16 protein-coding genes, 2 pseudogenes and 1 other annotated feature are annotated in these 22,283 nt (G+C 58.3%); of the genes and pseudogenes, 13 read left to right on the forward strand and 5 right to left on the reverse strand.

All coding sequences use genetic code 11. The features are described from left to right. Positions 1-43: 43 nt before the first annotated feature. Positions 44-187, reverse strand: a complete 144-nt coding sequence (locus B0G77_RS44785; RefSeq protein ID WP_243751441.1) for a hypothetical protein — start codon at positions 185-187, stop codon at positions 44-46. 430 nt (positions 188-617) lie between these two features. Further along, a pseudogene (locus B0G77_RS32530) lies at positions 618-1,874 on the reverse strand (PAS domain-containing sensor histidine kinase); the annotation flags it as partial. Between the two features lie 1,007 nt (positions 1,875-2,881). Here B0G77_RS32530 and B0G77_RS32535 point away from each other — a divergent pair. The 9 genes and pseudogenes from B0G77_RS32535 (at position 2,882) to B0G77_RS32575 (ending at position 13,297) form a co-directional block, all read left to right on the forward strand. Further along, on the forward strand, positions 2,882-3,790 hold the full coding sequence (locus B0G77_RS32535) for an arginine deiminase family protein (protein ID WP_133665962.1): 909 nt from the start codon (positions 2,882-2,884) through the stop codon (positions 3,788-3,790). Beyond that, the gene (locus B0G77_RS32540) at positions 3,787-5,130 is read left to right on the forward strand and encodes an aspartate aminotransferase family protein (RefSeq protein ID WP_133665963.1); all 1,344 of its coding nucleotides are present in this window, start codon (positions 3,787-3,789) and stop codon (positions 5,128-5,130) included. Before B0G77_RS32535 ends, B0G77_RS32540 begins: the two co-directional genes overlap by 4 nt. A 76-nt stretch (positions 5,131-5,206) precedes the next feature. Then, a complete protein-coding gene (locus tag B0G77_RS32545) occupies positions 5,207-5,986 on the forward strand; it encodes a transporter substrate-binding domain-containing protein (RefSeq protein WP_133665964.1) in 780 nt (259 codons plus the stop codon). 87 nt (positions 5,987-6,073) lie between these two features. Further along, positions 6,074-7,321: a Zn-dependent hydrolase gene (locus tag B0G77_RS32550; protein ID WP_243751305.1), complete on the forward strand. Its 1,248-nt coding sequence runs from the start codon at positions 6,074-6,076 to the stop codon at positions 7,319-7,321. 185 nt (positions 7,322-7,506) lie between these two features. Beyond that, positions 7,507-8,274: an ATP-binding cassette domain-containing protein gene (locus B0G77_RS32555; protein ID WP_133665965.1), complete on the forward strand. Its 768-nt coding sequence runs from the start codon at positions 7,507-7,509 to the stop codon at positions 8,272-8,274. 46 nt (positions 8,275-8,320) lie between these two features. Next, on the forward strand, positions 8,321-9,007 hold the full coding sequence (locus B0G77_RS32560) for an ABC transporter permease subunit (protein WP_133665966.1): 687 nt from the start codon (positions 8,321-8,323) through the stop codon (positions 9,005-9,007). Continuing rightward, positions 9,004-9,708 (forward strand): annotated as a pseudogene (gene hisM, locus B0G77_RS32565) (histidine ABC transporter permease HisM); the annotation flags it as partial. The gene B0G77_RS32560 and the pseudogene hisM, both read left to right, overlap by 4 nt. Positions 9,709-9,979: 271 nt before the next feature. Beyond that, positions 9,980-12,142 (forward strand): N,N-dimethylformamidase beta subunit family domain-containing protein, encoded by a 2,163-nt coding sequence (locus B0G77_RS32570; RefSeq protein WP_133665968.1) that lies wholly within the window; start codon positions 9,980-9,982, stop codon positions 12,140-12,142. Between the two features lie 207 nt (positions 12,143-12,349). After that, positions 12,350-13,297, forward strand: a complete 948-nt coding sequence (locus B0G77_RS32575) for a 3-keto-5-aminohexanoate cleavage protein (protein ID WP_243751306.1) — start codon at positions 12,350-12,352, stop codon at positions 13,295-13,297. Positions 13,298-13,488: 191 nt separating this feature from the next. Here B0G77_RS32575 and B0G77_RS32580 read toward each other — a convergent pair whose 3' ends face one another. Further along, on the reverse strand, positions 13,489-14,379 hold the full coding sequence (locus B0G77_RS32580) for a FadR/GntR family transcriptional regulator (RefSeq protein ID WP_133665969.1): 891 nt from the start codon (positions 14,377-14,379) through the stop codon (positions 13,489-13,491). Positions 14,380-14,648: 269 nt separating this feature from the next. Then, positions 14,649-15,125 carry a PaaI family thioesterase gene (locus tag B0G77_RS32585; protein ID WP_133665970.1) on the reverse strand — a complete coding sequence of 159 codons (477 nt, stop codon included), beginning with the start codon at positions 15,123-15,125 and terminating at the stop codon, positions 14,649-14,651. Between the two features lie 592 nt (positions 15,126-15,717). Between B0G77_RS32585 and B0G77_RS32590 the strand changes: the two genes are divergently transcribed. From B0G77_RS32590 to B0G77_RS32605, 4 genes are all read left to right on the forward strand, one after another. Further along, on the forward strand, positions 15,718-17,046 hold the full coding sequence (locus B0G77_RS32590; protein WP_133665971.1) for a porin: 1,329 nt from the start codon (positions 15,718-15,720) through the stop codon (positions 17,044-17,046). Between the two features lie 657 nt (positions 17,047-17,703). Next, positions 17,704-18,894 (forward strand): Na+/H+ antiporter NhaA, encoded by a 1,191-nt coding sequence (gene nhaA / locus B0G77_RS32595; RefSeq protein WP_133665972.1) that lies wholly within the window; start codon positions 17,704-17,706, stop codon positions 18,892-18,894. Positions 18,895-18,917: 23 nt separating this feature from the next. Continuing rightward, entirely contained in the window at positions 18,918-20,120 is a 1,203-nt protein-coding gene (gene gltS, locus B0G77_RS32600; protein ID WP_133665973.1) for a sodium/glutamate symporter, read from the forward strand. Between the two features lie 414 nt (positions 20,121-20,534). After that, positions 20,535-21,766, forward strand: a protein-coding gene (locus B0G77_RS32605; RefSeq protein WP_133665974.1) for an IS3 family transposase whose coding sequence is annotated in 2 segments (ribosomal slippage) — positions 20,535-20,823 and positions 20,823-21,766 — 1,233 coding nt in all. Because the reading frame shifts where the segments join, the coding sequence is not laid out codon by codon here. Beyond that, positions 20,813-20,929, forward strand: a sequence feature (AL1L pseudoknot). Its footprint overlaps the gene before it by 117 nt. On the opposite strand, the gene B0G77_RS32610 is transcribed toward B0G77_RS32605, so the two are convergent. After that, entirely contained in the window at positions 21,758-22,066 is a 309-nt protein-coding gene (locus B0G77_RS32610; RefSeq protein ID WP_133665975.1) for a hypothetical protein, read from the reverse strand. The two genes, B0G77_RS32605 and B0G77_RS32610, sit on opposite strands and share 9 nt — an antisense overlap. Positions 22,067-22,283: the final 217 nt, after the last annotated feature.

Raw genomic sequence — 22,283 nt, forward strand, 5'->3', positions numbered from 1 at the left:
CGGGGCGGACCATCCCATTAGTTGTATAGTACCTTCGTTGATTTCAAAGGATTTTCTGGGGCGTGGCGGTTTCGGTCAGGGCAAGTTGTATAGTGTGTGCATTGATATTAAAGGGAAACGCCTCGAAAACAGACGGGCGAATTCTCAAATCTGTGGCATTGCAGCTCAAAAGCGGGGTGACTTTCACGGTGCGCTCCGCAGCGATGCGGCGTATATCCGACAAGCATCCCCCAAGGGGCCCTCCTGCCCGGCATAGGCGTGAAGGTGGGCGGGTACGCGATACCCTGGGGGATCGCCCTGCTCAGTTTGACGAAGCCGGGCGTATCTGCGGCCATATCAACGTGAAGCTCACTCCGCCGCGCGCAGGGACATCCAAGGTGCGCGTCCGCATTACGCCGTCGGAAGTCGCGGTCAGACGATAGTGGCCCGGAGGAATCCGCGCAAAAAGGAACGGGCCGTCTGAGGTAGCGGCAAATACAACGGTTCCATAGACCTTGCGCACTTGCATGCCTACGCCTGAGAGGTACGCCCGAGCTGGAGGCGAACGTCGCCCGCACGCTGTAAGTGGACGCGATTGCCCTCAGCGCGGCCGCATCATCTTCGCCGACTCCGCCCGTGAGCGGAAATGTCACCGTGATCGCAAAACCCTGGCGGCTCGCGGTATCGATCGTGAGTGAGCCGCCCCAGCATGTGCGCGTGCTCGCGAATGCCAATCAAGCCGAACGACCTGCCCGTACGGGCGTGAGCGCCGCTGCCGCCGTCGGCATCCACGATGCCGTGCCCATTGTCCGCCACCCGCAGTAGCTGCCTTCGATCTGGAGTGTGAGCACGACAAGCATGGCTTCAGCATGCTTCGCGACGTTGGTCAGCGCCTCCTGAACGATGCGGAACAACGTCGACGAGCCGTTGGACGTGAAGTTGGTGTCGCCGGGATCGATGCGGCGCTCGACGTTAATGCCGTAGCGTTCCATGAAATCGCGGACGAGCCAGTCGATGGCCGGCAGCAGCCCGAGGTGGTCGAGCATCACCGGTCGCAGGTCGGCGGCGATGCGCCGAACCGATGCGATCGTCGTATCGATCAGGCCGCGCATTCGGCGCAACGGGTCGAGCACGTCTGGACTGGAGGGGCGCTGCCTGCGCAGCGCCAGCTCGAACGCCGCCAGGTCCATCTTCTGCGCGTTGAGCGGCTGGCCGAGGTCGTCGTGCAGCTCGCGTGCAATGCGCGTTTTTTCCTCCTCACGTACGTTCTAGAGTTTCGCGGACAGATCCCGGAGTTCTTCGCGCGACTGCTTAAGATCATTGTCGGCCCGCACGCGCTCGGTCACGTCACGCAACATGACTGTATAGAGCTTGCCGGTGCTGTCGTTGATCTGCGAGATCGACGCTTCGATCGGAAACTCCTCACCGTTTGCGCGCAGGCCGAACAACACTCGCTGATGCCCCATCTGCCGGTCCGACACGCCGGTTTCGCCAAATCTGTCGACGTGCCTTGCATGCGCCGCGCGAAAGCGCTCGGGAATGAAGCGCGAGATGGGCTCGCCGATGGCCGCCATCGCCGAACATCCGAACAATCGCTCCGCCATGGGATTGAACAGGAATGCGCTGAGTCTCATCGATCGTAATGATGGCTTCCATTGCCGAGCGGATGATGCCCATCATCCGGGCTTCGTTCACCCTGGACTGGCTGCGCGACTCCGTGGCCGCGCTGTGCGAGGCGGCACGCTCGCGCGCAAGGAGCCAAGCCAGCGCGGCAAGTAGCGCCGCACCGGCCGTGCCGGCAGGCCCGAGGCGATGACACCGGCATCTCTTGCACCGCCGCGCCGGAGGCGACCAGCGGCGGCTAACGTGGGACCGCCGTCCGGTGCGTCGTGACGCTCAGTCGCGAATCAAGGGGAATGGGAAGAATGTTCTATTGACCGCACGAACCACCCCGAAAACGCCGCTAGCGGCAGTCAAACATTCATCTCCCACTCGCCGGCGGCTTCGTCGTGTCTCAGGATATAGGGTGGTGGCCACAAAGCACAAAGGCCCGTCCAGAAGCGACAGGCCTTCACACGTTTTGCGGAGCAAAGACAAAGAAGGGGTGCTTTTCGCGTGTTGCGAAACCGCTGGAAGCCTTACTGCGCTTCGTTGGTGCCAGGAGAGGACTATCATTTAAATCGCAGGTAATTGATTTTATTGGGATATTGCGTAACTAATGTCGTGGCTGTACTCATTGACGTACTCGCTTGCTGCTGCCTATAAAAAATACGCCGCTTTGTCGCGCAAGCACGACGATCTTTGGCGACTATGCCCGACACCGTGAAGGTGCGTAGTCGCCTATGGCGATCGTCCCCAAGCTTCTTGAAGTGCTGCTGCTTACCCGAGCAGTCGTCGGCGCAAAACCAGGTAGGCCTCCTCATCCATCAGCTTGTCCGCCGTAGTCCCGGCCAGTTTTCCGCGCCGTAGAGCCCTTCTGTATCGGATTGGGCAACGAAATACACCGGTTTGAGGTTGATGCCGAGGCGTGCCCGTGTCCGGCTAGACCACCTGGAGGCTTCGGATTCACGGGCGACACCCGTTGGCAGCAATGGCCGGATTGACGGCAATCGTGAGTCACCGCTTGATGATTCTTGTTTGAATTGGGCAATCACCGCGCCACCCTCGAGCCCGCCTGGCGTCTAACTCTGAAGCGGCCCCAGATCTCCGGACTCCCGCTTAACAACGAAGGTGTCGTTCATGTGGGTGACGGGTAGGGAAAATACTACCGAGCTCTTCGAAGCATAATCATTATAATGATTCGTATGGATGAGGTTGTAGGCCCCGGTGCCGTCAAGGCGAAGCCGTGCATCCGCGGTCGGGGCAAATGTTGGCTTAACGAAACAATGGACAAAATTTTTTTATGAACCAAGTCTCGTCGGGAAAACTGGAAGAAGGCGTCGACACGCACGCATTCGTCGATAGCGAATATGGACGCCTCACGGAGGTGCTCGTATGCGATGCGATGTACTACGATTGGGCGCGCTCAAACACCATGGTCACTGGCGCGCTGGACGCGGGGAAGACCGCCGATGTTGCCGCAGCGATGAGCCAGCATCGAGAGCTGCGATCCGCGCTGACCGAAGCAGGGGTCACCTGCCGTCTTCTTGAGCAGGACCCGCACCTGTTTTATCAGACATACACGCGAGACAGCAGTGTCATGACGCCCTTTGGCTTACTGCTGTGCCAGATGGCCAGACCCGAGCGACAGGCAGAGTGGGGGCCGATCGTCGATTTCTGCGCGTCGTCTGATATCCCGGTCTGGAAAAGGGTGACTGCTGGAAGCCTGGAAGGTGGAGATGTCCAGATCCTGTCGCCGGGCCAGGTCGTCATTGGTGTGAACGAAGTACGGACGACGTATGCGGCTGCCGAGCAGGTTGCAGCGTGGTTTGCGGAGGCTGGCTGGCAAACTCGTTTTATCAAGGTTCCTGCGTACTTTCTCCACCTCGACGTTCTGTTCAGTGTTGTCAACGACAAGGTAGCGCTGTGCGCCACAGACATTCTCGACCCGGACGACGTTGCGTGGCTGCGAGAACGGTATGAACTGATTGATGTCGGTTACCGCGAGGTGATGAGCATGGGTGCCAATGCCGTCGCCCTTGGCGACGATCGGGTACTTTCCTCAAAACAGAATCCTCGCATCAACGCTGCATTGCGTGCACAAGGTTTCCATGTGTTCGATCCTGACCTCGAACAATTCGTGATTGAGGGCGGCGCTGCGCATTGTTTGACCATGCCACTTCGTCGGAAGCTTGTTTGGGGTGCGAAATGACCAAGGTCGAGTTTAAGGGCGGCACCACGATCGCCGCTCCGAAGTTGCCGAAGGTGCAGTATGGTCGAGGCGTATATGTCTTCGACACCACCGGGAAGCAATACATCGACGGCTCGGCTGGACCGGCCGTCTACAGTCTTGGACACGGGAATGAAGAGGTCAACGAGGCCATTGCTGCACAGCTCAGACAAATCGCCCATGGCTATCGGTATCTGTTCACCAGTGACCCTCTGGAAGAGCTGTCCGATCTTATCCGGGAGGCGTGTGGACCGGACTTTACGTCGATGGTCTTTGTATCCGGGGGGTCGGAGGCAGTCGAGTCGGCGTTGAAGCTCGCTTTGCAGTATCACAGCGCGCTTGGCAACTCTAGCCGTCGACGCTTTATCTCGCGTCAGCGCTCATGGCACGGGAACACTCTTGGAGCCCTTTCCATATCCGGCTTTCTTGAGCGCAAGGCACCCTTCGAGGGCGCTCTCATTCCAGCATCGTTGATCAGTCCTGCGAATGAGTATCGGCCCCTCAAAGGCGTGCCTGCGGATGAACTGGGCAGGGCTTGCGCCGACGAACTGGAACAGGAAATCCTGCGCATGGGCGCCGACAATGTCGCCGCGTTTGTATTCGAGCCCGTCGTCGGCGCTGCAGGCGGCGTTGTTCCTGCGCCGAAGGGCTACGCCAAAGCCGTTAGGGAAGTCTGCAACCGCCACGGGGTGCTGATGATCGCGGACGAGGTGATGTGTGGCTCCGGCCGATGCGGAACGTGGCGAGCGCTGGAGTTTGATGACGTGGTCCCCGACATCATGCCGATCGCGAAAGGACTGGGTGGCGGCTATATTCCACTGGGGGCGACCGTCTATACACAGAAGGTCGCAGAAGTCATCAACGGCGCGTACGGCGGCCCGATGACAGGGCACACCTTCACCGGCCATACGGCCGCGTGCGCTGCTGGCGTCGCTGTTCAGAAGATTATCAGGCGGGATCATCTAATCGAACGGGTCCAGACCGCCGGGCAGCGGTTCGGCGACATGCTTAAAGCAGAGTTGGCGGATATCGAAGCCGTCGGCGATATCCGCGGCCGCGGCTTTTTCTGGGGCGTTGAATTTGTGGAAGACCTGGAGCGCAAGACACCGTTCGCCGCCGAAAAGCAGCTCTATCTCAAGATTAGACAGAGGACGCTGGCGAATGGCCTCATCTGCTACCCGTCTGGCGGCAATGTCGACGGAGTATCGGGTGACACCGTCATCCTAGCGCCGCCCTACATTGCTACGGATAACGAACTTGCTGAGATCGTCGAGAAGTTTGCGAGGTCGTCCCGTGAGGCTCTTTCAGAGCTCGGAAGGTGAGGGTCCGTACAGGTCCCGCGAAACTGGCAATCACGCGTACCAGTCCTGACTGTAATCAACAGAATCGGTGAACATCATGAAAAAGCTTCACGTTTTGCTGGCTGTCGTCATTGCTTTCATCGTCCTGCCGACGCTCTCGTTCTCCAAAAACATCTCGACGATCCGGTTCGGCACATCCCCCGATTATCCCCCCTTCGAGTCCAAGTCGCCTGACGGTAAGCTCGTCGGTATCGATATTGATCTGGGGAACGCGGTTTGTGCCCAGTTGCACGCGAAATGTGAATGGGTCGAAGGAGATTTCGACGGTCTGATTCCCAGCCTGAAAGCGAGAAAAATCGACGTGATTCTCTCGGGGATGATGGCGACCGAGCAGCGAAAGAAGGAAATCGACTTTAGCGACAAGCTGTACAGCGCGCATAGCCGGCTGCTGGTGTCCAAGGCAAGCGCGTTGCAACCCACCGCTGAGAGCTTGCGGGGCAAGAGCGTCGGTGTTCTCCAGGGCTCGGTAGAGGAGACCATTGCAAAAGCGCAGTGGGCTAAATCGGGCGTGCAGGTCGTCCCGTACGCCAACCAGGACCAGGCGCTCGCAGATCTTGTAAATGGCCGTTTGGATGGCGTTCTGGTGGAGCAGATCCAGGCTGGTGTGGGCTTTCTCAAGACCGAGCGGGGTCGTGGGTTCAAGTTTGCTGGAGGACCTATCGTGGTGAACGGCATCGCTGACTATACCGCCATGGGCCTTCGCAAGGACGACCCCAGTCTCAGGCAGTCCATCAACGACGCGCTGCAAAAGATCCGATCCGACGGAACTTACACGACCATCACTCACAAGTACGTTGACTTCGACATCTCGAATTAACGATCTGTACTGAGACAGGCTCCTGCCTACTGAATAGAGCTAGAAACAATGGAAGACATCGAAAATGTATAGTGATAGAGGTGCAACGTGAGCGACAGAATCCTGGCGCTGTCTGATCTGAGAATTGACGGTCACCGGCTTTGGCGCAGTCTGATGGACCTTGCGAAGATCGGTGCAACGGAGAAGGGCGGAGTTTGTCGACTCGCACTGACACAATTGGACAAGGAGGCTCGAGATCTGATTGTCCGTTGGGCAACCGAACTCGGTTGTGCCGTGCGAATCGACAAGATTGGAAACATCGTAGCTCGCCGTCCTGGGACGAACCCTGATTTGCCTTCGGTAATGACGGGAAGTCACATCGACACGCAACCGACTGGCGGGAAGTTCGACGGAAATTATGGCGTTCTTGCAGGTCTTGAAGTGCTGCGAACACTGAACGACCAGGGACTAAGGACCATTGCGCCAGTGGAAGTCGTCGTATGGACGAATGAAGAGGGATCCCGATTTGTTCCAGTCATGATGGGATCCGGTGTGGCAAGCGGGGCCTTTTCACTCGAGTACGCGCTTTCGCGCGAAGACGCGGACCAGATATCGGTCGAGGATGCGCTGAAGTCTATTGGCTATCAAGGTTGCGTTGAGCCATCGTACTCACCCAAAGCATATTTCGAGGCGCATATCGAGCAGGGCCCGGCTCTCGAAACGGCGGCCTGCACCGTCGGTGTCGTCACCGGAGCGCTGGGTCAGCGGTGGTACAACGTCAAAGTTCAAGGACAGGAAGCACACGCCGGTCCAACTCCCATGAATCTGCGTCGGGATGCCTTGCTTGCGGCGGCTGACCTTGTCAAAGGGATCAATCGAATCGCAACCGAATCTTCCCCGAACGCGCGGGGAACCGTTGGCTGTATGTCCGTGTTCCCGAACTCCCGGAACGTCATTCCAGGCCAGGTGACGATGACTGTCGACCTTCGTGCCGATTCGGCCGAGCTCCTTGACATACTGGATGCGCAGTTCCGAAGACTTTGCTCGGAATGTGAATTGCCCGTCGAAGTCGAACAGGTCGTTCACTTTGCGCCTCAGCCCTTCGACAGCTTCCTGGTGGGTTCGGTCAGACGGACGAGCGCAGATCTTGGCTATTCCTCGATGGATCTGCTTAGTGGTGCCGGACACGATGCGGTTTACCTGGCCAGCATCGCACCTGCGGCGATGATCTTCGTCCCGTGCGAAGGTGGGATCAGTCATAACGAAGTCGAGAACGCATCTCCAAAGGACCTGGAGGCGGGGGCTAACGTCTTGCTCCAGATCATCATCGAAGCGGCGGGAGTAGATGACGCATAGTCGCGGGCGATACTGGCACGCTCCGCACGCGCCGCTGCAGCAGGAGATAGGCCATAGTGCCAACCTAAGTTCTGCGCGATGCAGGCCGCGTCAGTATCCGTCGCTCAACGAGCGAGGGTGCTGAGGCGGAGTACCGCCTGCTGAGACACAGACTGCCTGCCGAGACACCAGGATGAGTATTTTTTATGAACACACTAAGCATACGAGACATCACAAAAAATTTTGGCGGGCATTCCGTACTCAAAGGTGTGTCTATGGAGGCGCGCGCGGGGGACGTGATCAGCCTGATCGGCTCTTCCGGGTCGGGCAAGAGCACTTTTCTCCGGTGCATCAATTTCTTGGAGAGCCCCAACGGGGGCACCATCAAGTTGCACGACGAGGAGATTCAGACGTTCCCGAACGCCCACGGTGATCTCATCGTTAGAGACAAAAAGCAGCTGCAACGACTGAGAGCGCGACTCGGAATGGTCTTTCAGCATTTTAACCTTTGGGCGCATATGACGGTGCTGGAAAATGTAACGGAGGCTCCACATCGTGTTGCAAAGGTCTGTCGGTCGGAAGCGCGTGACCGCGCGCTCCATTATCTCGAGAAGGTCGGCATGCCGAGGACCCATTGCGACGCGTATCCATCGCACTTGTCCGGGGGGCAGCAACAACGGGTTGCAATCGCGCGCGCCCTTGCCATGGAACCAGACGTCCTCCTCTTTGATGAACCGACGTCGGCGCTCGATCCCGAACTCGTTGGCGGGGTTCTCAGGGTCATGCAAGGACTAGCGGAAGAGGGGAGAACGATGGTGCTGGTGACACATGAAATGGAATTTGCCAGGTCAGTGTCAAGCCGTGTCATGTTCCTTGATCAGGGGCAAGTAGAAGAGGAGGGGGCTCCAGAAGAGATTTTCGCTCGCCCCCAAAGTCCGCGACTCCAGCGTTTCCTCTCAGGTAGTCTCAAATGAACCTACGTCGATCACAAGGCGATTCCTGGATCAGAAGGAGCGGGGCATGCTAAGCGGTTATGGCACGGAAATATTCTATGGCGCCCTGGAGACGCTGAGACTGTCACTGCTATCGCTTGTCGTGGCGTTTCTCGTAGGGCTCCTCGGGGCGACGGCCAAGCTATCGGGAAACCGGCTAAGCTTCTTCCTGTCCACCTGCTACACCACACTCATCCGGGGGGTCCCAGATCTCGTACTGATGCTGCTGACGTTTTACAGCATTCAAATCGCGTTGAATGTGGTGACCGACCGCGTCGGGGCAACGCAGGTCGACATCAGTCCGTTCTGGGCTGGCTCCGCGACAATTGGTCTCGTGTACGGAGCATATTTCGTCGAGACGTTTCGCGGGGCTTATCTGTCAATCAGCCGGGGGCAGATTGAGGCAGCGATGGCGTATGGGATGACGTATTGGACCGCATTTAAACGGATCATCTTCCCGCAACTTATGTTGCACGCTTTACCAGGAATCAGTAACAACTGGCAGGTTATCGTGAAGGCAACGGCGCTGGTATCGATCATCGGTTTATCAGACCTAGTTAAGGCCGCACAGAATGCTGGACGTAGTACCTTCAACAGTTTCTTCTTCATGCTGGTTGCAGCCTGTGTCTACCTGGTTCTGGCTGCGATTTCTACAGTCGCGCTTGACCGGCTGGAGCGCCACTACTCCAGACATGCTCGGGGCATTTCACGATGATTGGCTTACTTAGACAGTATTGGCAACCACTCCTTGTCTTCGACGGTGATCACTTCAGCGGACTCATAGTTACGCTATGGTTGCTTGTTCTTTCAGTCGCATTTGGTTTCGTACTCGCGGTGCCTCTTTCCGTTGCGCGAAATTCGCCTGATCGATATGTTTCTGGGGCAGTAAAGGCATACACGTTCGCGATCCGCGGCACGCCACTCTATGTGCAGTTGCTGTTGATCTACACCGGAATTTATGGCCTCGAATTTGTGAGAGCGAGCGACATTCTGAGTACTTTCTTCAGAAGCGGCATGAACTGCACAGTTTTGGCATTTTCACTGAGTACCTCAGCGTACACTACGGAAATATTCGCAGGAGCAATGCGGGCCATTCCTCGTGGGGAGATAGAGGCCGCGAGAGCCTTCGGAATGTCCTCAGGTGCGGTCTACCGTGTCGTAATGATCCCGGCTATGCTTCGCCGCGCGTTGCCGATGTACAGCAACGAAATCATCCTTATGTTGCATGCCACGACGCTTGCTTTCACCGCGACGGTGCCGGAGATCATGAAGGTCGTGCGAGACATGAACGCGGCGACATACATGACGTTCTCGAGCTTTACAATCGCTGCGCTGATATACCTCGCGATATCATTTTTACTGATTGGCGCATTCAAGAAAGCCGAGAAAAAATGGCTGGCGTTCCTGGCGCCCAGGTCAACCGGTGCAGGTCGTGTATTTCATTGGCAATTCGGCCGCCGCGTTAAGCGCTTTACAGGATATTTTCTGACGTTGCTTTCGATAAAGTGGCCGCCAAAGCGCCTCCGTCGCGGTTCTGACTAGGAAAGAAATACTTATAGAAAATGTGGGTTTAGTGTGTGCGTAAAGCGATAATCGTCAAGCGAATCCTTAATCAATGGATGACGGAGATTTCCGGTGCGTTTATAGGCAGTCTGCCTTGCGCGCTTGAATCAAAGGAGTTGCCGCAATGTTGAAAACTACCATGGACCTGGTCGGCTACAGCGATCGACTCTCGGCCGTATCAGGCGAATCCATCGCCTTCAAGGTATCCAGTCGCCTGGAATCCCCTTTCGCGGCGCGACTTGTTCGAGTGATCCATGCAGATGTGAATCCTGCGGGGCCTGGCTTGCGTATGGTGGACCTGGGCCACATCTACTCGACCAGCGCACCGTCAGTCGAGCAGTTGATTCATCGAGGATCCTGGATTCATGTGCCTGGCGTACCGTGGCCTAACCCTGTCGATAACTGGTCGGTTTCAGTCCGGGTGCTACCGACGTTAGCAAAGAGCGGCTCACAATGCATTATGTCGCAGTGGGACTCGGACAAGACAAAAGGATGGCAGATCGGTATCGGTGGTGACGGGGCGACTGCAACCTGGTCCGATGACAGTGGTTCAACCGTGAATCTGCGCGCGAATTGCCCCGTTGGAGCGCGATGGTCTGATGTTTCTCTCTGCTTCGACGCCAGGACGCGAACGCTGAAGCTGTCTTTTACGCCGATTGATTCGCGTTATGTCGGCGCGGAAGCACAAGCAGTCGTGTCTGCCGATGGTTGGCGCGGTCCCGCGCCCGCCGTTGCAATCGCGACTCTGTCCGCCGATGCGCCAAAGCTTCATTTCAATGGGCGCATCGAAGCGCCGAGAATCTACGCCGGTGCAATCGTGATCGCAGCATGGGATTTCTCGGTTGGAATTGATACAGCAGACATTTTTGACCGCGGTCCGAGTGCGCGTCACGGTCGAATCGTTAATCTTCCTACGCGCGCAGTCCGCTCCTCGAATTGGGCCGGTCGCGAGTTCTGCTGGCGTGCTGCCCCGGATGAGTATGCGGCGATTCATTTCCATCAGGAAGACATTGACGACGTCAATTGGGAAACGTCCTTTACCTTCACTGTGCCCGACGATCTGCCTTCCGGCTCTTACGCGATGGCACTTGCGGACGACAGAGGAGTTGATCGTGACTGGGTGCCGTTCTGGGTAAGCGCGCGTCCCGGACGACCGGGCCACGCACTCGCGATCGTCATACCGACGTACACCTACCAGGCCTACGCAAACTTTGCGCGCGGCAACTTCGATGAAGAATTCCGCGCCAAGGTTAATGCCTGGCAGGCGTATCCACATAATCCGGACGATCATCCGGAGGTTGGCTTATCAACCTACAATCTGCACGCTGATGGCAGCGGCGTCGCCTTTTCTACCCGTCTACGGCCCATGCTGACGATGCGCCCTGGTTTCATGACATTCAATGAGCCACGCGGATCGGGCTGTCGCCACTACATTGCAGATCACTATCTGCTCGACTGGCTCGAACGCGAGGGTATCGGGTTTGACATCGTCACGGACGACGACCTTGAGCGTCACGGTGCGGCCATCCTCGAGCCTTACCGCGCGGTCCTCACCAGCACCCATCCGGAGTACCACACCGAACGCACACTCGACGCGATCGAGGGATATCTTAAGCAAGGTGGCAATCTTGCCTATCTTGGGGGTAACGGATTCTACTGGAAGATCGCCGTATCCGACCTGTTTCCCGGCGCGCTTGAGTTACGCCGCGGCAACAACGGGATCAGGAACTGGACCAGTCTCCCGGGCGAACTCCATAACGCATTCGATGGCCGACTGGGCGGCCTCTGGCGGGACAGTGGCCGGCCTCCACAGCGGCTGGTTGGCATTGGATTTTCGGCGCAGGGGCCTTTCGAAGGCTCGTACTATCGCGTTCACGATGACGCGCGTGAACAGCCTGGAGGCTGGCTGCTTGATGGCGTCCCCTCGGGAATCATCGGGGATTACGGGCTCTCGGGGGGCGGTGCAGCAGGGTTCGAACTCGACTCTATGTCAACCATAGCGGGTTCGCCGGAACAATACACTCTCCTCGCGACGTCTGAAGGGCATTCAGCGGCCTTCGGCGCCGCGCTCGACGCACTCACGGCGCATGACGAGTCGCTTGATCACGGCCCACTTGCATCTTTGATCAAGGCCGAGATGATCTGGTACGAGACGGGTTGGGGGGGATCAGTCTTCTCGGTGGGATCGATAACCTGGTGCGGCAGCCTTTCACACAACAAGTACTGCAATGACGTTGCAAAAATCATGAAGAACTACGCGATGCGCATGACGCGGCGCGATGCCTAGTTTTTCTAACCCGGAAGTTTCAGCGGGCGACCGTATCCATCCGGGGATGGCCGCACCAGGTTCTTCCAGCACAGTGGCTTCCGGCTGAAACGCCGGTAGCTGCTGCTGACGCCCGGTTTCCAATTCGCGGCATCGGCCACAAAGGATCCGCGGCGTTGCTGCGAAACGGTCGCTCGACTAATCGTCTTTTCGCAAATAGAGGCAAGCATGTCAGACAAACCAATGCATTCGGGACCTACCATCATCACCGCCGCAGTCACGGGATCCATCCATACACCGTCACTCTCACCTTATCTGCCATACAAGGTCGAGGACATTGCTGCGCATGCTATTCAGGCTGCGGAAGCTGGTGCGGCCATCATCCATCTTCATGTCAGGGATCCCTTGAATGGTCAGCCGTCATCAAGCCCCGATCTCTTTCGCAATGTCGTGGAGCGAATAGCGTCAGCCACGGACGCTGTCATCAACGTGACGACTGGAGGCAGTTCGTCCATGTCGCTCGATGAACGCCTTGCCGCACCGCTCCGACTTAATCCGGAGATGTGCTCGTTGAACATGGGATCGATGAATTTTGGCATGTTCCCGCTGGCCGAGCGCCGCAACGAGTGGCAATTCGATTGGGAAAAGCCGTTCCTTGAAGCGTCACGACAGACAATATTCAAAAACACGTTCGCTGACATTGAGGAGATCCTGTCCGGTATTGGCACTCAGCGAGGAGCTCGTTTTGAGCTTGAATGTTACGACGTCGGGCATATTCAAACTGTGGCGCATTACCGGTCGCGCGGGCTGCTAACCGGTCCGATCTTCCTGCAGTTTGTGCTCGGCATTCTCGGCGGAATTGATGCTGCACCGGAACAACTCCTCCATATGAAGCATACTGCGGATCGCCTCCTCGGGCGAGACTACGAATTCTCGGTACTTGCCGGCGGCCGGCATCAGATACCGCTTGGAACAATGGGCGTGCTGCTTGGGGGCAATGTTCGTGTAGGGTTAGAGGACAGCCTGACAATAGGTCGCGGCAAGCTTGCGCAAAGTAGTGCGGAGCAAGTGTCCAAGATTCGACGCATCATTGAAGAACTCGGTAAGGAGGTCGCTACCCCGGACCAGGTTCGAGCGCGACTGGAGCTCAAGGGCAGAGGGCAGGTAGGTTTTTGAGCGTATTCCATCGCAAGGTGCGTAACGACATGTCCTCGGCCCGGCCGGCCGAGGCCATGCGTGAATCTTCCCCTAGCTTAGCTGGACCGAAACCGCCATAAGGTCAACAAGCTCCGTGAGCGACGGCGCTCGCCGACCGCTCACACGCCGTAAGGCCCGCTCGCGCCAGTGCAACAGGGGTTGCCGGCTTTTCAACGGGTTGCCTTGGCTTTCTGCCGCTTAACGGGCGGTTCATGATGTGCTCCGCCGTTGCGTTTTTCACGCCTGCTTTCGATGGATTCCGCCATTCCAAGAAGATGGCGATGCATCAACGAGTGCACATGCTCAACATCCCCACGGCGGAACATTTCGATCAATTCCTCGTGCTCCCTGATCACCTTCAGCGACGAGTCCTCGTCGTCGAACGTGAGCAGATCTTCAATCATCTCCCTTTCCGCCCTGCAGAGGAACAAGCCGACGAATCGGAGCAATGGATTGGGGCAATGTCTGGCTATGATTTCGTGGAAATCTATTTCGGCGTTCTTATGCGCGCGTCGGTCCAGTTCACCCCTGAGTCCTGCGCGACAGAGTTCGACCGTATGCTCGAGGGACTGCAGGACGTCCGGTGTCAGGGATTCGCACGACGAACGCGCGATCTCTGGTTCGATACTTTCCCGGGCATCGTAAATGTGTTGCCATGTCAGATTGCGGAAATAGAGATAAGTCTGCAGTCCCTGTAACACTGTGTCCGTAGGTATATCCGCAAGGCTGACCCCGCCGTTTTTCCCGGGCGTAACTTCGACGAGGCCGTGACTTTCCAGAATCGCAAGCGCTTCGCGTACCGTGGCTCTTGCCGAGCCGTAAGTTGCCATCAGGTCTTTCTCGCCCGGCAGCCGATCGCCTGGACTTAGGCTGTCGCGGATAATCATTGCCCTGATGTCCTCTGCGATGTAACGCGCCTGTCTCATCGCGGTCCGCCCGGATCTTGCAGCAATACTTTTGGGCAGGACGACGCGGGACGGCTCCGTGGTTGCCGAGCGTGAGGTCGACTGAGCCAGGCTCGCCGAGGAGCGTGTTGTAGTTCGTCTAATCATCTTTGACATGTGGGGACACTCGCACCCGAAAGGTCTGGCCGCAGCTTGTGCCGCCTTGACAGAGGAACAACGTATCCCAACCGGCCGTCAGGGCGCGGGCGATAGTCGTCGCCGCCACGTCGGGCGCGAGAAGGAAACGCTGCAAATGACACCAATTGTAATCTATGCAATAAGACGAACGTGCCGCTCAACAGAACGCTTGCCGCTGCGATGGGCAATCGTCGGCGGGCGGAGAGAAATCGTCCGCCCTGGCGATGCGAGTGGTGCGACCAACCTGATCAGTTTGCCGTCGGTGTGAGCCTTGCCTCGTTCACGACGAAAGTGCCGGCCGCGCTCGCAAGCAGCCTTCCGGACTCGTCGACCACCTCGGCGGCGGTGAAAGCGAGGCGTCGTCCCAACTGGGTCACCGAGCCGCTGGCCAAAACGGTCGAGCCGTTAGCCTCCTGGGCACCCAGGAAGCGAACCGACATCTCGGCGGTCGCAGATACTTGCGTGGCGCCGAGAGCCGAGTCCACAGCCAGCGCCATGGCGCAATCGAGTATCGTGGCGAGTGCGCCGCCATGCAGCTTTCCAGTGGGATTGCCTGCAAACGATGATGCGGGCATCGACAACTGAACGGATCCAGCGCGCGCCTGAACGACCGAGATCTTCAGCGTCTCGTAAATCGGGGACACCCACCCACGGCGCGCCTGCAGGCGCTGTAACCATTCGACGGTTCCTTCGCTGGATTGCCGGGTGGCCATATCACGTGTCATACCATCCTCCTGTGAGCGCAAAGGACTAGCGCCCACCACGCGCGCTCAAATTTAATTTTGACAAACAGTATAATCATTATAATGATTACGTTTGGTGATGTCGACTGCCATGCCATGGCCAGAGGAGACATCGCCCGCAAAGTCCGCGACTACCGCGTTTCCTTTCGCGGCGAACACAAGTGAACCCACCTCTTTCACGAGGGGATTGCCGAGGGAGCAAGGCATGCTAAACGGTGCGGCACTGTACGGTGTCCTGGCAACTTCGAGTTTGTCGTTGCTATCCCTTGCGGTGGGTTTCTCGTAGTCCTCCTCAAGTCGACGACGAAGATGTTTTCGTAACCGGTTAGCTTCTCGATGTCAATCTGATACACAGGATCTGCTGCCGTTTTACGGGATGCCTGGCAAGTGCCAGTGCACCATGATGTACGGAGTCTCTTCTTGTTCTAAGTATGGTTTGCATGGGGCGATAGATCGATTACAAAAAGGAGACGTCTGACAAAAAGTACATTTAGGATGTCGTAATATTCCAGAGAAAGAAAAAGCAAAATCGACAAAAGTTGTTATCAGTTGGTAACCAGGTTTGGAGGATACGATGAAAGGATGCAACGTAATCGCAGCATCCGTATTGTCGGCATGTGTCGTTCCCGCAATGGCGCAAAGCTCGGTGACGCTCTACGGCGTGATCGACGAAGGATTCGACTTCACCAATAACGTGGGCGGCAGCAAGGTCTACGAGCTGCAGAGCGGCTACGTTCAAGGCAGCCGATGGGGCCTGAAAGGCGCCGAGGATCTCGGCGGCGGTCTGAAGGCTGTTTTCCAGCTCGAGAGCGGCTTCGATGTCAATAACGGAAAACTCGCGCAAGGCGGCTTGATGTTCGGGCGACAGGCATACGTTGGCGTGACCAGTGACACATATGGCAAGCTCACACTTGGTCGTCAATACGATGAGTTCGCGCGTGCGCTGCCGATCCTGCGCAGACGCCGGATTCGCTACATGACGCTCCAGGGGGGCGAGCCGCTGGTTCACCCGAAGATCGAATCGCTCGTGGCCTCGGCCACGAAAGCCGGCATCGATTGCGGTCTGATCACGAACGGCTGGTTCCTCCCCCGCCACATCAAGCAACTGGCGGCGGCCGGCCTCAAGCGTCTCCTGATATCGATCGATAGCGCGGACATGAGCGAGCACGAGCGCAATCGCGGCCTGCGCGGTCTGGAGGCCCGCATCCGTGAGGGAATCGCTCAGGCGCACGCCTTCAGCATCCCGGTCTATGCATCGGTTACGGTCAGTCGTCTGGTCCGTTACGCGTCGCTTCCAGAGACGCTCAACCGGCTTGGCTTCGATGCCGTCACGTTTTCCTATCCAAGGCGCGAGGCGTTCGGTTCCACGTCGCTCGTTTACGACGAAACATCGACGCTCGTCGACATAAGCCGTGACGAGCTACTCGAAGCGTTGAGCGCAATCGCCCGCCTCAAAAAGCGCTTTCGTGTAATGGACCCGAGCGCTGCGCTGGCCGAGGTCGCGCGGTTCGTGCGCGGCGAACAGCAACTGATTCCATGTATCGGCGGCAGCAAGTATTTTTATATCGACTGGAACCTCGATGTCTGGCGTTGCGAGGCGTGGCCTGAGCCAATGGGCTCCGTCTTCGACCTCGACCGCCTGCCCGATCAACGGGAGCCCTGCAATGACTGCATGATGGGGTGCTACCGGCATGCCAGCGTCCTGATGCACGGCGCCATTGCCGTGACCGACTCGGTGTACGCGCTGGGCAGGGGCGAGCTTCGCGCTGCTGTCGGTACGTTGTTCCAGCGCAGCGTCGCGTATTCGCTGTGGGCGCTTTCAGTTGAAGAATTACCTCGAGCGGCGCTTACCTCGTTAGCAGGACGGAATGGCGGACGCCGTTCGTCACCGCAAAGTTCATAAGCCCGATCTGCCGCAAGTGAGACTCCTGGCGGGAGGCTACGTCGCTTGTTCGAACTCAAACGGACATTCTCGCGGCGATCCCGGGCGTCTTTAACGGGTCGCGTGCCGCCGATCGCCGTCAGGCAGAAGCCGGCCACTATAGACGTTCGGTACCGGATGCCAGATCGTTGACAAGGGGCTTTTACTGAGACTTCTGCGCCGCGCGCAGAAGTCAGGCAATGTCCTCTCTCAAGGTGATCGGACGGTCAACCTGAACTCCGCCCATCCCTAGCAAGCGTCCTCGATAGCGGCATGAGGATCAGCAGGCCCACGATCGCCACGACCACCAACATGACGACCACTGTCGGGTCAGTGAAGCTTTCGCTGGCCACCACGAGGCCGGCTGGGGTCTTTCCGCGTTTCGCGTGAGCTCCGGGGTCACAAGGGCTTCTGTGAGTAATAAGTTGCCAAAACCCTTCGTTTTGCCTTCAGGCGACCTTTAGCGGCCCAGCTCGACCGGAGTTCAAAAAGGGTTTCAATGACTCCCCGCGCGGACTATCATCTTTTGTAGAACGCCCACGTTGACGAAGCCAACAACGCCATCCAGCGTCGCCCGACGCCGGATGCAGACAAGCAAACAACGGATCCGGCATCGTGATCGACAACGCGATTCGAAAGATGACCGATCGCCTGACCGAGTTCCTTAGACTGGAATCGGCCGGCGGTTTGCTGCTTGCCGCCGCAGCAGTACTCGCGTTGATCTGCAGCAACTCACCGCTTCGGCAGGCGTACGACGATCTTCTGAAGATCCCTGTGGAGATGCGCTTCGGATCGTTCGCCATTGCGAAGCCGCTCCTGCTCTGGATCAACGACGGCTTGATGGCCGTCTTCTTCCTCCTGATCGGACTGGAGGTCAAGCGCGAAGTTGTCGAAGGCGAGCTGTCGACACCCGCACAGATCGTGTTACCCGTCGTGGCTGGCGCCGGCGGAATGGCAGCGCCAGCCCTCATCTATTTCCTCGCTTGCCGGGAAACGGGTGCGGTCTTGAATGGCTGGGCCATCCCCACGGCCACCGACATAGCGTTTGCGCTCGGAATCCTGTCGCTGCTGGGTAAGCGTGTGCCGGTGTCGTTGAAAATATTCCTGACCGCCGTGGCGATTGCTGACGACCTGGGCGCAATCATCATCATTGCGCTGTTCTATACGGCCGAGCTTTCTACCCAGATGCTACTTTCTGCAGTCGTGGCGATCGCGGCGCTGATTGCCTTGAACCTGCTGAAAGTCACGCGCATCGCACCCTACGTGATTGTCGGCGTGGTCTTGTGGGTATTCGTCCTGAAGTCCGGAATTCACGCCACGCTCGCGGGGGTTGCCGTCGCCTTCGCCGTGCCGTTGAAGACGAAGGACGCCGAGGGGCACGCTCCCCTGCACCAGCTTGAACACAGCCTCCACCCCTGGGTAGCCTTCGCCATTCTGCCAATTTTTGCGTTCGCCAACGCCGGCGTCTCGTTCGCCGGCGTCACGTTTTCGGCGCTGGCCGAGCCGCTGACACTGGGTATCGCGGCAGGTCTTTTCGTCGGCAAGCTCGCCGGCGTCTTCGGCGCGAGCGCCGCGCTGGTCTGGCTTGGTTTGGCGAAGCTCCCTCCCGGCGCAAGCTGGCTCCAGCTGGTTGGCGTCGCCGCGCTCTGCGGCGTCGGCTTCACCATGAGTCTGTTCATCGGCTCCCTCGCTTTCGAAGGAGCTGAATATTTCACGCCACTTCGGTTGGGCGTGATTGTCGGCTCGACGCTATCGGGTGTGACCGGCTACCTGTTGCTCAGGTTCGCGGCGAGTCGTTCCAGTACAACGACGCCGAACGAGACCGAATAACTGATCTCCGTTGGGAGAAGAACATGTTGAGCCTCGACACACCCGAAACGCTCATGGCCGCTGCTCTCGTCCTTCTGCTTGGGCGGAAGATCCGCGCGCGGACACCCATGCTGCAAACTTACAGCATCCCCGAACCGGTCGTCGGCGGCCTGCTCGTCGCGTTGCTCGTGTTTGTGTTGCGCAGCGCCTTGAAGGTAGAAGTACGTTTTGACGCAGCGCTTCAGGTCCCTCTCATGCTCACCTTTTTTGCCACCATCGGTCTCAGTGCGGATATAGGAGGGCTGAGAGCCGGCGGAAGGGCGCTGCTTGTCTTTCTCGGCGTCGTGGTTGGCCTGCTCGTGATGCAGGATGCGCTCGGTATCGTCCTCGCCTGGGCGTTGGGACAGGATCCCCTGCTTGGCCTGCTCGGCGCGTCGGTAACCCTGTCCGGCGGACACGGCACCGGGGCCGCGTGGGCCAAGGTGTTCGCTGAGCGCCACGGGCTCGCATCGGCGACCGAGATTGCGATTGCCTGCGCCACGTTTGGTTTGATTCTCGGGGGCTTGATCGGCGGCCCGGTTGGTCGCTTTCTCATCACGCACCATGGGCTCGCCCCCGCCCCGCAAACCGACGTCGCAGGCACGATTGGATTCGAAGAACCCAAAGCCGTGCGCCCGATCACTGCGGAAGCCGTGATCGAAACAGTTGCGCTGATCGCCGTTTGTCTCGCTGTGGGTTCAGCGCTCGCAGGCCGGTTGACCGGTACAGCGTTCGAGCTCCCGGCGTTCGTCGGTGTGTTGTTCGTCGGCGTCGTTCTGCGCAATGGTCTCGCGATGCGCGGCTGGTATCAGATCTTCGAACTCGCAGTGTCGCTGATTGGCAATGTCAGCCTCGGGCTCTTTCTTGCAATCGCACTGATGAGCCTGCGTTTATGGGACCTCGCGTCGCTTGCGCTACCGCTTTTCGCGATCCTGGCCGTGCAGGCGATCGCGATGGCCGTCTACGCGATTTTCGTCACCTTCCGCGTGATGGGCCGCAACTATGACGCGGCGGTGCTGGCCGCGGGACACTGTGGTTTCGGTCTCGGGGCCACGCCGACGGCGATCGCCAACATGCAAGCCATTACGGAGCGCTTCGGCCCCTCGCATCTGGCCTTTCTGGTGGTGCCGATGGTGGGCGCGTTTTTTATCGACATCGCCAATGCGATCGTCATCAAGTTGTTCCTGCTGCTGCCGATTTACGGGTAAAGACAGACTTCTCGCACGCCGCCCCCGAAGCGGGAGCGTGCGAGCAGCTTGGTGACTAAGTGAAGCGCGCGAACTCGCGCAGAAACGCAGTGGCTGAACTGATCACTCAGCCGACACGGTAAAGACCGCCAACCGGCAGTGTAGCGCACCCTTCAGCGTACACACGACACGTAGCCACTCTGCGAACTGTGGTGAATGCTTGCTCGACCGTCGCCGAGGTTGACAACCTTGCGGAACCCCTTCCCGGCGAAGGTGTTTGACCAATACGTGCTGCCGCCGCCCCAACCGTAGACACCGCCTGGATAACGTGAATCGTCTTTTGGCGCGACGATCGCATATTTGCTTCCCTCAGTTGTACTGCTACTGAACCGCCCCGGATTTGGTGGAGGCTCCAACTCTTGAGAGAATGGAGCCATGAACAAGTCGAACAAATTTTCTGCTGAAGTCCGGGAACGTGCAGTGCGCATGGTGCAAGAGCATCGGGGCGAGTATCCGTCGCAGTGGGCAGCGATCGAATCCATCGCTCCCAAGATCGGCTGCACGAGCCAGACATTGCTGGGGTGGGTCAAACGAGATGAAGTCGATAGCGGCGAGCGCGAGGGCGTGAGCACGTCGGAACGCGAACGTCTTAAAGCGCTGGAGCGCGAAGTCAAGGAACTGCGCCGCGCCAACGAGATTCTGAAGCTGGCGAGTGCGTTTTTCGCCCAGGCGGAGCTCGACCGCCGCCTGAAGTCCTGAAGGCCTTCATCGATCAGCATCGCGACACCTTCGGGGTCGAGCCGATCTGCAAGGTCTTGCGGATTGCCCCGTCGGGCTACCGGCGCCATGCTGCGCAGCTTCGCGATCCGTCGCGCCGCTGCGCTCGCGCGATACGCGATGAACGCCTGCGGCCGGAGATTCAGCGTGTCTGGCAAGCCAACATGCGGGTCTACGGCGCGGATAAAGTCTGGAAGCAGATGAACCGGGAGGGTATCGCGGTGGCGCGCTGCACTGTCGAGCGGCTGATGAAGCAACTGGGTTTGCGTGGTGTGATGCGAGGCAAACGTGTTCGCACGACCATTGCCGATGCGGCAGCCGCGCGCCCGTTGGATCGGGTCAACCGGCAGTTCAGGGCAGACCGGCCGAACCAGCTCTGGGTTTCGGATTTCACCTACGTCTCGACGTGGCAGGGCTGGCTCTATGTGGCCTTCGTGATCGACGTGTTTGCCCGGCGGATTGTCGGTTGGCGCGTCAGTTCGTCGATGACTACAGACTTCGTTCTGGATGCACTTGAACAGGCACTTTATGCGCGACGCCCAGGCGGCGATGGAACGTTGATACATCACTCCGACAGAGGCTCGCAATACGTTAGCATTCGCTATAGCGAGCGACTGGCCGAAGCGGGCATCGAGCCCTCGGTTGGTAGCCGTGGCGACAGCTACGACAACGCACTGGCCGAGACAATCAACGGTTTGTACAAGGCCGAACTGATTCATCGTCGCACCTGGAAAACACGAGAGTCCGTCGAGTTGGCAACGCTGGAATGGGTGGCCTGGTTCAATCATCATCGATTGATGGAACCCCTCGGCTATATCCCGCCCGCTGAAGCTGAGGCAAACTACTATCGGCAACTTGAAACACCTGTCGCTGAGCCCGCATTAACTTAAACCAACCAGCCTCCACGATTCCCGGGGCGGTTCACTACCAGCGTTTGCGTAGGCAAATAGCGCCTTCAGTTCTTCGGCCGTCGGTAGCCGCATATGACGCCTGGCACAGTGGTAGAGCGCATCGTGGTAATCGTACTGCACGATCCGGGCTCCGTTGAAAGGATCCGGGGCGCCCTTCTTCACGCGTGCGCTCTTCCTCTCCCACGAATAGGCGTCAGTTGCGGGTCGGCTAAAGCAGGTCTTGTCGTGAGAAAAGGCGGTCGTGCCACCGCCGATCATCGGATACGTTCCTTGAGGCATGCAGATTTCTTCAGTGGCTACTGTCGCCTGCGCCCATGCTTCGACGGGCGGTAGACTCAAACTCAGCACGGGTATTGAAGTCGATAATGCGCGTGTCAGCACAAACCTCAGGTTCCACTTTCCGCAGGTGAAAGTCATAGCAGCCCGATAGATGTGTTCAGAATCGATCAGCGGGAAAAGCTGGGTTGCATCACAAATCCATGGCGGGCCGGAAGCA

The sequence above is a fragment of the Paraburkholderia sp. BL10I2N1 genome, assembly GCF_004361815.1.
In the GTDB taxonomy this organism is placed as follows: Bacteria; Pseudomonadota; Gammaproteobacteria; order Burkholderiales; family Burkholderiaceae; genus Paraburkholderia.